Source organism: Shewanella sp. T24-MNA-CIBAN-0130, from assembly GCF_040310185.1.
Classification (GTDB): Bacteria; Pseudomonadota; Gammaproteobacteria; order Enterobacterales; family Shewanellaceae; genus Shewanella; species Shewanella psychromarinicola.
On record NZ_JBEOPP010000032.1, the window covers coordinates 1 to 14,053 of the forward strand.

Here is a 14,053-nt window from a genome sequence, read left to right on the forward strand (position 1 = left end):
TTGCTGACACGCTCGGTGATACAATTAATGATAACTTTCAGAAATTAAAACCTGCAGTTTGAATTCACTTGAGTATAGAACATAAAATAAAAGGGTGACCTATGAGCACTAATTCACATTCAGGCAACGATCTGAGTGAAGTAAAACAGTTGGGCATGTGGGCCGCGATATCCAGTTTAGGCTATATTTTTTGGCTTGTAGGTGGCATGGAACTGGTAGAGCGTATTGCCTATTATGGCGTCAAAGCCAGTGCGGGTTTATATGCTAAAACGCCAGTATCTGAAGGCGGACTAGGCATCAACTTAAGTGACTATGGTCTAATCGTGTCAGTCTGGGCGTTACTGCAAACCTTCATTCCAGTGCTAACTGGCGGCATATCTGACCGAGTAGGCTACAAAGAAACCATTTTCGTTTCAACCATAGTCAAAATTTGTGGTTATTTAACCATGGCTTTTTTCCCTAGCTTTTGGGGATTTCTCGCCGGCGCCATGTTGCTAGCTATTGGCACCGGAGTATTTAAACCGGGCATTCAAGGTACCTTGGTGCTGTCTACTAATCGTAATAACACCTCCATGGCTTGGGGCATTTTTTACCAAGTGGTTAACATAGGTGGTTTCTTAGGCCCATTAGTTGCGGTGCACATGCGCCAATTGTCTTGGGACAATGTGTTTTTTGCTTGTGCGGCGATTATCTCATTTAACTTTTTATTTTTACTCGCTTACAAAGAACCGGGAAAGGAAGACCGACTTGAACGCACCCGTCAAGTAAAATCCGGCGAAGTGAAACAAGAAGCGTTGTGGAAAGATGCCCTTAAAGAACTGAAAAAGCCAATAGTGATTTACTACATGTTAGTGTTTGCCGGTTTTTGGTTTTTATTTAACTCATTATTTGATGTGCTACCTATCCACATTGCTGAATGGGTTGATACCAGCGTCATTGTTACCTCGTTATTTGGTCCAGAAGGCACTAGCAATGGCATATTACAATTTTGGTTGGGGCTGAGTAACGACGGTACCAAAGTGATGCCAGAAGGCATGCTCAATCTCAATGCCGGGATGATCATGACCACTTGCTTTATTGTCGCGGCACTCACCGCTAAATATCGCATTACCACCACCATGTTTGTCGGCTGTTTACTGAGTATTTTAGCCATTGCCTTAGTCGGTGCTTTTAATGCGGCTTGGATGATTGTACTGGCTATTGCCATGTTTTCCGTCGGTGAAATGATGATTAGCCCTAAGAAAAATGAATTTATGGGCAATATCGCGCCAGAAGGTAAAAAAGCCATGTACTTAGGCTTTGTGATGCTACCTCAAGGCATAGGTTGGACTTTAGAAGGTTATTTCGGCCCAAAGCTTTATGACATATACGCCTCAAAAGAGCGTATTGCCCGTGAAGTCTTATCAGATAATGGTATGAGCTTAACCGATATAGCCAACATCCCCCAAGGTGAAGCCTTTAGTCGCTTAGTCAGTTCTACGGGACAAGATCCCCAAGTTCTCACCCAAGCCCTCTATAATGCCAACAACATCGGCATGGCTTGGTATATTATTGCGGTTATTGGTATTACTTCGGCGGTAGGGATTTTCATCTACGGTAAATGGTTATTAAGGATGCAGCGCCAACAAGTCGCTTAGTTCATCGTGTGCAATTTGTTAGCATCAGCAACTGATTTAGCAACAGGGAGGCAGCAATACCTCCCTGTTGCTATCCACAATAAAATAACAATAAATGGTCATCAAGTTGCCATACCAACGCCATTAATTAACCATTCTGTTTACGACCAAATCACTAGCAAATCACTAGCAAATAGCAATCCATAAGCGAAATAGCGCACTCGACAAAACGGCAACCTCAATGATTTTCCGAGCTAAAAGTCCAGACTAATTGTCCAAAAAGAAGTCTGACCAATAAGTCGCCGTCGAGTACAGCAACAAACCAAGATACTAAGATACTAAGATTATGCAGCTCACCTAAAATACAATTAACACCCATTGAATGACTCATAAATGGCTACAAATCGAGCTGATGACATCGGCAGAATGAGCAGGAGAGTGAAGCTTACTGGTCTTTATCGACCTGGTGTTTATCGACGTGGTGTTTATCGACTGAGTGTTTTTCGCGGCTTTTGTTGCCGTGACATTGTCGCTAGAAAAACATTAATAACCGATAGTCATAAGTACTTATTACTTGATCCAGCTGCACTGAGTTACAAAAAATCAATTAAAAAAATCAGTTAAAAAAACAGGGAGGCATTGCGGCCTCCCTGTTACTGACGTTGTAACTTTCTTAATTGATGATTAACACCTTATCTTAATAACTAGTCCGCTGCAGCTGAGTGAACTTTATCAATACCGTAAGTTTTACCTTCAGCATGACAAGTCGCACATGATTCAATTGGCACAGCATCTGCTGAGGTGATGTTATCACCAAAGACTGTCGCGCCATTACTCTTAAAGTGAGAAAGAGCAGCAGCGCCAGAGTGAGCGTGACAGCTACGACATGCTTCAGAGACTGGGGAGATAAACTCGCCAGGAACACCATCAAATTGATTCACATCGACTTTAATTGCAGTTCTACCTGAGGTTAATGCGCCAGTGCCAGAGAAGAATGGCATAGCATCTCCTGCAGCATTGGTCTCTTTATGACACGCTTGGCAATAGGTTTGCACAGCAGGATAGTTAACTAACTCGCCATCTGTGTCTAAGTAAATGCCAGCACCTTCATCATCTGCAAACAAGCCACTGTGAAAACGGTGAGCAACAGTGGCTAAATCACGGTTGTAAAACTCTAGGCCTTCAATTACTGCAAACGTCGGTTTACCATCAGCATCTACACCGGATTGCTTATAAACATCACTATGGAAAGAACCGGCATAACTGTTGTTATGGCAATCTGCACATTGGGTAAAGTTAGTCACACCATGGTTAGGTGATTTAACGTGAGACAAATTGTCATGACAAGCATTACATTTTGCTTCATCAGCCGTTGTACGGTCGTTACCCACCTGTGTAGGTGAACTATAAGCGGTCAATGCAGGGCTGACAAAACGTAAGTTATCAGTAGTTTCAACACCTGTTGCAGCAACAGCATCAAACTTAAAGAACTTAGTAACAATGTTAGCCGGAACCGCGACATCACAAGCACCCGTGTCGGTACCAGCACCATCAGCTAACATAGTGTTAATAACAATCATGTCAGTTGTAGTGTTGCCACACATGTTCATTTCAGAAGACACTGACAGTGTTTTGCCACCAAGTGGAGTCATGGCAACGTCTTTGGTTAAGGTTAACTTACCACCTAGAACCATAAACATTTCTGGATTATCTTTCGTATTAATACTTAATCCACGTACATAGTCACCATTGCCATCAAGTGTACCGATTAAGATATCATCACCTGATTGGAATTTATTTAAGTACTGGGTTAAATCAGTAGCATCAGCCGCAACCACACCATTTAATGTTACATCAATGATGACAGTTAATAGGTCTGCAGCCACTTCAGCAGAAGCGACGTTTAACACTAAGCCATTTTCAAAAACGTCACGGCGATCAACACCATGTGCCTGGATTGGGCTTAAACTACCTGCGCCATGACAGCCAGAACAAACCGCATCACTTGACGGTACAATGCCTCTATGGTTTTCACCGGTCGCTAAGTTCACATTTACGTGACAAGACAAACAGGCTTCAGCATAAATATTGTCATTCCACTGGGTGCCATTATCATGACAAACAGTACATTCATTTAGCTCAGCAGGAAATCCAATGCCACCAAACTCTGCTTTGGCTTCGCCAGTAAGCGCGTCAACAATATGGTGACCCGCATGAATGGTGTGGATCATAGCGTTGAAGTTAGCATTAAAGCCTTTTTCAGGATCGTCTTGTCCACCCGCATAAGCAGGGTTATGACAAGCGACGCAGTTTTCAACTTTTTGGTAATTACCATGGGCACCTATGTTGGCAATACGCATATCAGTATCGGCGTAACCTTCCATTGGACTGTGACATTGAATACATGCCGCATTAGACACAGCATCTTTTGCTGACACTGCAGGTTCGCCAGTAGCAGGAATAAAATCAAGAGGAGTCGATAAAATCTTACCACTTACCCCTGAACCATCAGCCATCACAACATCATAAGCACGAATAAACACCCGCGCTAAGTCATTAACATCGCCACTGGCTAATACCACAGGCGCGTTACCATCGTGTGCCCAAGTACCAGTATAAGTACCAGGATTGGCGGCATCCTCAACTAATGTACACGCATCAACTACAGCGCCGCCTCGCGCTTCAGCTGTACCCGTTAAGGTACAATACATGCTGCTGCCAAAATCATTGGCTAGTGTATGGTTTGTCCATAACATGGGTGCGCCAGTATCTGTCGTATTAGCAGACTGGCTAGTCACATATAAGGCAACTCTTTCAAGTCCAGAGAAGGGAACGCTAGCGGCATTTTTTGCAGTAAATGTAAGCGTAAATGGATCCGCACCAACGACGACAATATCTGCTGGAGCCAGTGTAATGTTTAAGTCAAATGCATTTTCAACGCTTGTTGCAACCGAACCAGCGGGAGTACCCGGAGCGCCATCAGCACCCGGAGCACCATCAGCACCATCGACACCATCACTGCCGTCAGAGCCACAACCTGTCACAGCCAAAGCTGCCATAAACGCTGCAGCCAATAATGTTCTATTATATTTTTTCATCTTAAATCCCCCGATTTAGATTTGTTGATTAGCAGACTTAAAATAGAAGCAAATAGACCATAACACCCACAATATGCTTCAATTATGTGACCGATGTTGCAAGCTAGTTAACTAAAATAGTAATTTCAGTCTTAAGTCTCCGTAAATAAGTCGCCGTAAAATGGAATCGCCAGTGTCATATCATATAAATCTAAACAGGAGTTTGTAGAGGGGAAAATTGATGTGCGAGGAAGAAACAAAAATTTATAGCTAACCAATTGAATTATAACTATTAAGAAAATGTAACTAGTAAGCAAATGTAACTAGTAAAAGTACACTTAAGTACACTCAGGTACAAAAAATCAATAAAAAAGAGGGAGACATTGCTGTCTCCCTCTTGGTTTCTTACTTTCTTAAGTGATGATTAAGAAGTTTTCAATATCTAGTGAGCTGCACCAGCGTGAACTTTATCAATACCGTAAGTTTTACCTTCAGCATGACATGTTGCACACGATTCGACTGGTAGGTTAGACGTAGATGATGGAGCACCATCAACTATTGCACCATTGCTCTCGAAATGCGCCATCGCAGCGGCATCAGAGTGAGCGTGACAAGTACGGCATGCTTCAGCAACTGGACTGATGAACTTAGTAGCACCACCATCAACAGCAATTGCACGCTTACCAGAGGTCAGGCCACCATCAGCAGCGAACAGGTTCACACCGTCTTTATGACAAGCTGCACATTGAGTTGCTACCGCAGGGTAACCTTGAGTTTCCATATCAGCATCAAGATGGATTGCAGGGAAACCACGGTTGTCGTCCCATAAGCCACTATGGAAACGGTGAGCTACCGCAAAGATGTCGCGAGTGTTGTAGTTTAGACCTTCAATCGCTTTGAAGATTGGAGCACCGTCAGCATCAACTTCGTCAGTTTTATACTCTGGTTGTGGATGATAAGAACCGCCCCAAGTATCATTATGACAACCAACACATTGGTCAAAACGCTCATTACCGTAATGCTTAGCGATACCTAGCGATGTATGACAAGTATTACACTTGGCTTCATCTGCGGTAACACGCATTGGGTCACTTAAACGAGAGATGGTTGCGCCGCTACCGTCAGCATTGGCAAGATTCCAATACGTTGGAGCCATAGTAATTGCAACATATCCGACATCGTATTGTGCTTCACCACTTGCATCTAGACATTCGATTAACATGCCTTTTGAATCAGTACACACTGAGAAACGAGGAGTAATCGCAATGCTCTTAGCGTCGAGGTCATAGTTGGCTACTTGAGTAACAACTAACTTGCCACCCGCTGCAACAGTACCATTTAGATTGACTGACTCACTGCCATAGTAAGTACCATCGGCATTGACATAGCCCGTCTTCATTTCGTCGTACTTAGTGAACTTGGTAAACTCGAAGCCATCAGCAACAGGAGCGCCATCAACAGTCACATCAAATGTCACAATGATTTCATCTTGTACTTCATCATGCTCAGCAGTTACTGTGCCATCCCAACCTGTGGCCGCTGGAATAGTAACTGTTACAGCATCTTCAGTATAAGAAACAGAACTAACCGCAATCTCAATTGAATCTGTCGCCATTGCACGCACGCCAACATTATGCGCCTGCACAGGACTTAAACTACCCGCGCCATGACAACCAGAACAAGCGGCGTCACTTGAAGGCACAATGCCCTTATGACCGTCACCAGTCTCTAAGTCAACATTTACGTGACAAGACACACAAGCTTCAGCATAAACGTTGTCGTTCCACTGGGTGCCATTATCATGACAAACAGTACATTCGTTTAGCTCAGATGGGAAACCAATTTCTCCCCATCCTTCTTTTTTAGCGTCGCCAGTCAATGAGTCAGCAATATGATGACCAGCATGGATGGTGTGGATCATGGCATTGAAGTTTGCATTAAATCCTTTTTCAGGATCATCCTGTCCACCCGCATAAGCTGGGTTATGACAAGCGACACAGTTTTCAACTTTTTGATAATTATGGTGAGCACCAATGTTGGCAATACGCATATCAGTATCAGCGTAACCTTCCATTGGGCTGTGACATTTAATACAAGCAGCATTAGACACAGCATCTTTTGCAGAAACAGCAGGTTCGCCAGTAGCAGGAATAAAATCAATCGGCGTTGATAAAACCTTATCACTTATATCTGTACCGTCAGCCATGGCAACATGATAGGCACGGATCATCACACGGACTAAATCGTTAGCATCGCCATCGGCTAATACCACTGGGGCATTACCATCATGCTCCCAAGTACCAGTATAAGTTCCAGGATTGGCTGCATCTTCAACTAATGTACACGCATCAACTTCGGTCCCACTCCATGTTTTGGCTGTCCCCGTTAACGAACAATACATGCTGCTACCAAAATCATTGGCAAGGGCATGGTTGGTCCATAACATTGGCGCACCAGTATCTGTGGTATTGGCTGATTGGCTGGTCACATATAAGGCAACTTCATCAAGTCCCGAATATGGCACATCCGCTCCGCCAGTACCTTTAGCTGTCACGGTAAATTTAACGTTAAATGTCTCGGTACCCACAACAACAATTTCTTTAGGATCCAGTTGTAAGTTAAAGTCATAGGCATTTTCAACTGTAGTAACAGTTAACCCTGCTGAAGTACCATCAGCACCAGCAACGCCATCAGTACCAGCAGCACCCGGAGCACCATCACTGCCGTCAGAGCCACACCCCGTCACACCCAACGCTGCAATTAATGTTGCAGCAAGTAAAGTTTTATTATATTTCTTCATTTTAAATCCCCCGATTTAAATTAGTTAGTTTTACCCATACAAAGTAAAAGGAAACAGACATAAATGCTTGCTTGCTGTAACAAACCTGTGAACCTTGGTTGTAAATTCGTTAACAGGAATCAGTAATTTCAGTTTTAAATATCCGCAAAAATGAAACTGGCAGTTTTACTTTCAGTAATCCTAAAGAGGTACCTAATGAACTAGAGGCAAGTAGCAGAACAATGAAATACAGACAAAAAAACACCTAAAACATTGAATTTAGAGGGTTTAATATTTAAAAAAAGATCCAACTGACAAACCTCGTCGAGTTGAATCTCATTTAAAACTCAATTAAAGTTCACACCAACAATGACTTAGTGATATCTATTATCATTTGTTTGGTTTTTAAAGAATAACGACGGTAATGCTCTGCACGCTCAATTAAGCAGTAACTGGGCATAGGCATGACCGTATTAAGCTTATTAAATTCGCTACTAGGAAGTCTTTCAACCCGTAGATGAGGGATTTTTTCGGCAACAGACGCTTCATTACAAATCGTTAAGGCTAAACAGTCCATAGTGAGCATGTGCCAGTACCAATCTTCTAACTTTTCAACACATTCAATATCTTCAATTAATAAACCATGAGTTTGGCAATAGAGTTCTAATGGATCAATGCGGTTATTAAATCCTTTACAGCGCAAATACACGATAGGATGTTGAATAATGTCATCTAAGTTAATATTAGTGGCAGTGTCCCAAAATAGATGATGACTCTGACCCACCACACACAGGGAGGTGACACTCGCAATCGAAGAGGACTCTAAACCATGAGTATCTTGAGTTTCAAAGCCAATACCAAAATCAAGCTCACCGTTATAAATCAGCTCTTCAGTGTCGTCTTGCCAGCTGTGAAGTTTAACTTTGCCGATAACATCACGCTTAAGATGACTCAAGGCAATCGCCACACTGGTAATAATGCTAGGGGAGACGGCAATATGCAAAATAGGCATTTGTTGATGATTTAAACGGTCATCTGTCACTCGCTCAATTTGACCTACCATGTCACATAATTGGCATATAGGTTGATACAAACGTTCTGCTAACGGTGTCGGTTTTAATCCTTGTTGACGCCGAAAAAATAACTCATCATTAAACATGGCTCTTAATGATGTTAAACAACGGCTAATTTTAGGTGCAGAGACAGCGAGCTCTTTGGCTGCAAAATTAGCAAAACCCGTCTCGTAAATGAGCTTAAAGACCAACAAACTAAAAACATCTAACTCACGGACTTTTTTTAATGCTTGAATATCCATATATCACTTAACTTGTTGCAATGAAGGCAATAAATTAACATGTAATCAAATAAAAAAAGTTGATCTAGTGCTAAATAATACTATCAACTTCAGCTTTTGTTAATGAACGAAATTCGCCAGGTTTTAGCTGATTATCAAGGTAAATGTCACCAATCGACTCACGATGAAGTGCCACAACAGGATTACGAAAACGGCCAAACATGCGTTTAATTTGATGATACTTACCTTCACGCAATACAACGCTTGCTTGATGACTAGACAACAGCGTTAATTGAGCCGCCAAGGTGGTCATGTTTTCATATTCAAAATACATCCCATTGGCAAATGCCTCGACATATTCTTGGTCGATAGGATTAGCCAAGGTGACCAGATAATGTTTAGCAACCTTATGTTCAGGCGCCATTAATGCCGCTGACCATTTAGCGTCATTAGTGATTAATAACAGCCCAGTAGAATGCAGATCTAATCGACCCGCAATATGCAACATATCGTGTTCAACACCGTGTAATAAAGACAATGCCGTCGTATGTTTATCATCAACCGTTGCACTCACCACGCCGTCAGGTTTATTGAGCATAAAATAACAGGGTTGATATTGACGTAACACCACACCATTACATTCAATATGGGTAAATTCATCAATTTGTAAGTCAGGTGATTTGGCAAATTGACCGTCGACAAGCACTTTATGGGTGATTAACAATCCACGGACGGTTTTTTTCGAAATTTGTAACGTGCCAGCAATAAATTGATCAAGTCGACCTCGTTTAGACACCATAAAACTTCACCAATATAGAATGATACCAATTTGTTTAAGAATACCTTATTCTGTTAATGCACAACATCATTAAGGAGTAACATGCTTTCGCAACCTGCTTGTACAGATTTGCGTCCAGATATGACCTGCGCTGAATTAAAACAGGCAATTAAGTCACTGGATCAATATTTACAAGATAACATTTTTCAAAGTGCCATTATTGACACCTTGAACAAGCGCTCGCAGTTCTTCGATGCATTATTATGCCAACTTTGGCTGCCTTTCGAATTAGATCCCGCGCGGATCTCGCTCAATGCTGTCGGGGGTTATGGTCGACAAACCTTACATCCTTTTTCAGATATCGACATTTGCATTATCCATGATGGCCCATTAACGCCTACCGAAGCATCTCGTATTAGCCAATTTCTTACCCAACTATGGGATCTTAATCTCGATTTAGGCCATGCTGTACGCAGCTTGGACGACACCTATCAAGCGTGTAAAGAAGACGTCACCATTGCGACCAGCTTACTGGAAACTCGTCACTTATTTGGTAATAATCAGCATCAACAGCAGGTTCTTAATGCGCTGTACGGCCAAGATTTATGGCAAAGCCAAGCGTTTTTTAATGCCAAACTCAGCGAACAGCAAGAACGCCATGCTAAAGCCCAAGGCACCTCATATAGTATTGAACCAAATCTTAAAACCAGCCCTGGCGGTATGCGCGATATTCAAACCCTTAGCTGGGTGGCCCGCAAGCATTTCGGCGTCGCCAATATGCAATCACTTCGCCACTTTGGTTATTTAACCAATGATGAATACGCCGAATTAATGGAGTGCCAACACTTTTTATTTAGGGTGCGATTTGCCTTACATCAAGCAGCCCAACGCTCCGAAAATCGTTTATTACTGCAATACCAAGCTGAAGTCGCTAAATTAATGGGGTTTGGTGATGGAATGCCCATCGGCGAGAGCGGCAATATTGCCATCGAAAAAATGATGCGCCAATTATTTCGTGCCATGAAACGCATCAGTGAATTAAACAAAATTTTAATGGCCTATTTTCAACGGGAAATTATTCCAGAGCGCAATCCAGAAATTATTGTGATTAACGATAATTTTGAAATTGTCGATCACTATATTCACGTTCGAGACGAAACCGTTTTTATCGATCGCACCCAAATTATGGCGTTATTTGAGTTTATCGCGATTCATCACGACAAAATAATCGGCATTACCGCTGAAACATTACGATCACTGCGCCAAGTAAGACGCCGCTTAATGGGCGACCTGCAAGATTTTGAGCGTTGTCGCGAGCAATTTAAAGCCATCTTTGTTCATCCTCAAGGCATGGGCTTGGCCATTACCTTAATGCATCAACACGGCATTTTAGCGTCTTATTTACCCCAATGGCGTGAAGTGGTTGGCCAGATGCAATTTGACTTATTCCATGCCTACACCGTCGATGAACACACCCACAAGGTGCTTAAAAACATTTACACCTATGATAAAGACATCAAAACGTTAGATAAAGATCTGGTATTAGCCGCTGATATCTATCAGAAAATGTCAAATAAATCGACACTACTCTTTGGAGCATTATTCCATGATTTAGCAAAAGGTCGCGGCGGTGATCATAGTGAATTAGGGGCTGTCGATGCCAGTTTGTTTGCCAAGTTTCATGGTATTAAAGCCTCGCAAGAAGCACTGATTTGCTGGTTAGTAGAACATCATCTGTTAATGTCTATTACCTCACAACGTATGGATATCTACGACCCCGAAGTCGTCAACGCTTTTGCCAAAAAAGTAGGTACCTTAACTCGTTTAGACGCTTTATATTGCCTGACCATTGCCGACATTCAGGCAACTAATGATGACCTGTGGAATGACTGGAAAGCGTCATTATTAAAAGACTTGTATTTTGTTACCCGTAAAGCACTTCGTAATGGTTTTGAAAATATTCTACAACTGCGTACTTTGGTGCGAGAACATAAACAAGAAGCCCTAAACTTATTGGCCGCTGATGAAGACAGCAGCGTATATATCAAGGCATTATGGCGTCGATTACCTATCGCATTTTTCAGTAATGCCGAAGCCGATGATATCGCCAGATATACCCAAGCGATGATTAATCACGATCTTGCGCCAGTAACCGATAATCAATATAACACCTTAATTTTACTCGACGATGCAGTAGTTAAAGGCTGCAGTGACGTGTTTGTGTACACTAAAGATCGCTCAGGCTTGTTTGTTAAATTATTTAATACTTTAGCGACGCTGCGTATTTCGGTAAAACAAGCACAAATTGCCCGTACTAAAGATGGCTACGTGGTTGAGTCATTTAAGGTCCTCGATTTTGATGAAAAACCGATCACCAGTACACAACGTCGTAAACAAGTGATCAATAAACTGCATCAAGTACTGGATAAAGGCATGATTTTATCTAAAAAACGCCAATCCAGGCGCCATCAAAGTTTTGATAATCAACCCAATGTCGAATTTTTACATTCACGTAAATCAAACCGCAGTTTAGTCAATGTATCAGCCTTAGACACCAGTGAGTTTATGGAACAAATCGCCAGTACGTTTAGGGAATTAGATTTGCATATTCATTCGGCTACCATCAGCACGGTCGGTGAACGGGCAGACAACGTGTTTTTATTATCCAACAAAGATGATCAGCAATTAACCCCAGATCAACAACAACAATTGTCAGCGACGTTAATGCAAGTCATCAGCGAAGACGATATCTGAGATGATAAGCGGTGACAAGCGATGACAAGCGATGACAAGCGAAAGAGCCTAGAACGCTTCGCGGCTAGAGGCTATAAAATCAACAGCCTAGTCGCAAAGCGATACTAGCAGGACGCAGTCCGCCCTAGCAGCGAAGCGATACTAGCAAGACGCAGTCCGCCCTAGCAGCGAAGCGATACTAGCAGGACGCAGTCCGCCCCAGCAGCAAAGCGATACTAGCAGGACGCAGTCCACCCTAGCAGCGAAGCGATACTAGCAGGACGCAGTCCGCCCTAGCAGCGAAGCGATACTAGCAGGACGCAGTCCACCCTAGCTGCGAAGAGATACTAGCAGGACGCAGTCCGCCCTAGCAGCGAAGCGATACTAGTATCTCGACATGCTGGCCTGTATTTTGAGGTCGTTTGGGCATCACTTATTAACGACGATCTTTTGCGACACCGTTTGTGCCAGCATTCTTCATACTTTGAGCAAATTGATGACTATGCGATACTTATGCTAATCAACTGCCGTTAATTAGGTCATCATGCCACAAGCCTTTAGTTACACTACTGAGTATGTACTGGATAAAACCTACTTTGAAGAATGCTATCAGCAATCAATTAATCCCAACCCATCACCAAAACGCTTTATTAAAACCACCCTATTTGCACTGGTTGGCTTGGCTATTTTAATGCTCGACTCACTAAGCTCAGCAGCAATGAGTACTAAAGAAACCTACTATTTGGGCTACTTTTTCATTGGATTGGCCGTGGTAGAATTTTTGAGTATTCGCTTTAATAAAACCTGGTGGTTATGGCGTCAAATGATGAGTAAAGCGGCGGGTGAACATGTTAATCTTACTATCGATGATCATGGTATCAACAGTCAGTCTGCCCATGTTAATCAACAGATTTTGTGGACCGATGTGTATCGGATCATTGAAACCGATGTCGGATTTTTAATTAAACTACAAAAAACGACCACTTATTTATCTAAACGTTGCTTAGATGAAAACGCTATCGACTTTATCAATCAGAAACAATAATTAGAAACAATAATCAGAAACAATAATCAGAAACAATAATTAGAAACAATCATTAGAAACAATCATTAGAAACAGTAATTCATAATATCGTTTCGCTATCGTTACGCTAACGCCATGGCGACGCGCTGACGAATATCGGTGAGTAATTCAGCCTCAAACCATGGATTACGGCTAAGCCAAATATTATTACGCGGACTAGGATGCGGTAAGGGAATATAACGAGGTCCAAACGTGCGCCATTGCTGAACAGTTTCGGTTAATTTTTTCGGTTTATGGGTTAAATAATACTGCTGTGCATATTGCCCCACCAGCAATATCAACTGCACGTTGACTAAGTGCCGCAGCAATAAACCGTGCCATTTTGGTGCACATTCTGGCCTAGGAGGTAAGTCGCCAGACTTGCCCTTACCAGAGCCGGCATAACTGCCGGGGAAACAAAAGCCCATCGGCATAATGGCGATTTGCTTGGCATCGTAGAAAACCTCTGTCGTTACACCTAACCATTGTCGTAATCGGTCGCCACTGGCATCATTAAACAAAATACCTGACTGATGCACTTTACGTCCAGGGGCTTGACCAATGATCAGTACTTTTGCTTGCGGATCAATTTGCACCACGGGGCGCACGCCATCGACTAAACTTGATGCACAAAGCTGACAATTTTTGACTTGAGTCAGTAACGGAGCCATGTCCACTACTACCCTACTGTTTGCATATAAAATCATAAAAAG

9 protein-coding genes are annotated in these 14,053 nt (G+C 42.5%); 4 read left to right on the forward strand and 5 right to left on the reverse strand.

Annotated elements, in window-relative coordinates:
* Positions 1-101 precede the first annotated feature (101 nt).
* Positions 102-1,637, forward strand: coding sequence for an MFS transporter (locus AAEZ02_RS13395; RefSeq protein ID WP_124014033.1), 1,536 nt, complete (start codon positions 102-104; stop codon positions 1,635-1,637).
* A 372-nt stretch (positions 1,638-2,009) separates the two neighbouring features.
* Positions 2,010-2,240, forward strand: coding sequence for a hypothetical protein (locus tag AAEZ02_RS13400; RefSeq protein WP_351123559.1), 231 nt, complete (start codon positions 2,010-2,012; stop codon positions 2,238-2,240).
* Between the two features lie 80 nt (positions 2,241-2,320).
* Here AAEZ02_RS13400 and AAEZ02_RS13405 read toward each other — a convergent pair whose 3' ends face one another.
* The 4 genes from AAEZ02_RS13405 to AAEZ02_RS13420 form a co-directional block, all read right to left on the reverse strand.
* Positions 2,321-4,714 (reverse strand): OmcA/MtrC family decaheme c-type cytochrome, encoded by a 2,394-nt coding sequence (locus AAEZ02_RS13405; protein WP_351123562.1) that lies wholly within the window; start codon positions 4,712-4,714, stop codon positions 2,321-2,323.
* A gap of 421 nt (positions 4,715-5,135) precedes the next feature.
* Positions 5,136-7,493 carry an OmcA/MtrC family decaheme c-type cytochrome gene (locus tag AAEZ02_RS13410; RefSeq protein ID WP_351123565.1) on the reverse strand — a complete coding sequence of 786 codons (2,358 nt, stop codon included), beginning with the start codon at positions 7,491-7,493 and terminating at the stop codon, positions 5,136-5,138.
* 337 nt (positions 7,494-7,830) lie between these two features.
* Positions 7,831-8,787, reverse strand: a complete 957-nt coding sequence (locus tag AAEZ02_RS13415) for a LysR family transcriptional regulator (protein ID WP_124014030.1) — start codon at positions 8,785-8,787, stop codon at positions 7,831-7,833.
* Between the two features lie 70 nt (positions 8,788-8,857).
* A complete protein-coding gene (locus AAEZ02_RS13420; RefSeq protein WP_351076934.1) occupies positions 8,858-9,565 on the reverse strand; it encodes a 16S rRNA pseudouridine(516) synthase in 708 nt (235 codons plus the stop codon).
* An 81-nt stretch (positions 9,566-9,646) separates the two neighbouring features.
* Between AAEZ02_RS13420 and glnD the strand changes: the two genes are divergently transcribed.
* Positions 9,647-12,298, forward strand: coding sequence for a [protein-PII] uridylyltransferase (gene glnD / locus AAEZ02_RS13425; RefSeq protein WP_351123568.1), 2,652 nt, complete (start codon positions 9,647-9,649; stop codon positions 12,296-12,298).
* A gap of 523 nt (positions 12,299-12,821) precedes the next feature.
* Positions 12,822-13,322: a YcxB family protein gene (locus tag AAEZ02_RS13430; RefSeq protein ID WP_351123571.1), complete on the forward strand. Its 501-nt coding sequence runs from the start codon at positions 12,822-12,824 to the stop codon at positions 13,320-13,322.
* Between the two features lie 101 nt (positions 13,323-13,423).
* Here the strand turns inward: AAEZ02_RS13430 and AAEZ02_RS13435 are convergent, their stop codons facing one another.
* On the reverse strand, positions 13,424-14,017 hold the full coding sequence (locus AAEZ02_RS13435; protein ID WP_502959592.1) for a uracil-DNA glycosylase family protein: 594 nt from the start codon (positions 14,015-14,017) through the stop codon (positions 13,424-13,426).
* Positions 14,018-14,053: the final 36 nt, after the last annotated feature.

Coding starts and splice junctions, on each gene's coding strand:
- AAEZ02_RS13410 (WP_351123565.1), bottom strand. CDS start 7,493: ATGAAGAAATATAATAAAACTTTACTTGCTGCAACATTAATTGCAGCG.
- AAEZ02_RS13415 (WP_124014030.1), bottom strand. CDS start 8,787: ATGGATATTCAAGCATTAAAAAAAGTCCGTGAGTTAGATGTTTTTAGT.
- AAEZ02_RS13395 (WP_124014033.1), top strand. CDS start 102: ATGAGCACTAATTCACATTCAGGCAACGATCTGAGTGAAGTAAAACAG.
- AAEZ02_RS13430 (WP_351123571.1), top strand. CDS start 12,822: ATGCCACAAGCCTTTAGTTACACTACTGAGTATGTACTGGATAAAACC.
- AAEZ02_RS13400 (WP_351123559.1), top strand. CDS start 2,010: ATGGCTACAAATCGAGCTGATGACATCGGCAGAATGAGCAGGAGAGTG.
- AAEZ02_RS13420 (WP_351076934.1), bottom strand. CDS start 9,565: ATGGTGTCTAAACGAGGTCGACTTGATCAATTTATTGCTGGCACGTTA.
- glnD (WP_351123568.1), top strand. CDS start 9,647: ATGCTTTCGCAACCTGCTTGTACAGATTTGCGTCCAGATATGACCTGC.
- AAEZ02_RS13405 (WP_351123562.1), bottom strand. CDS start 4,714: ATGAAAAAATATAATAGAACATTATTGGCTGCAGCGTTTATGGCAGCT.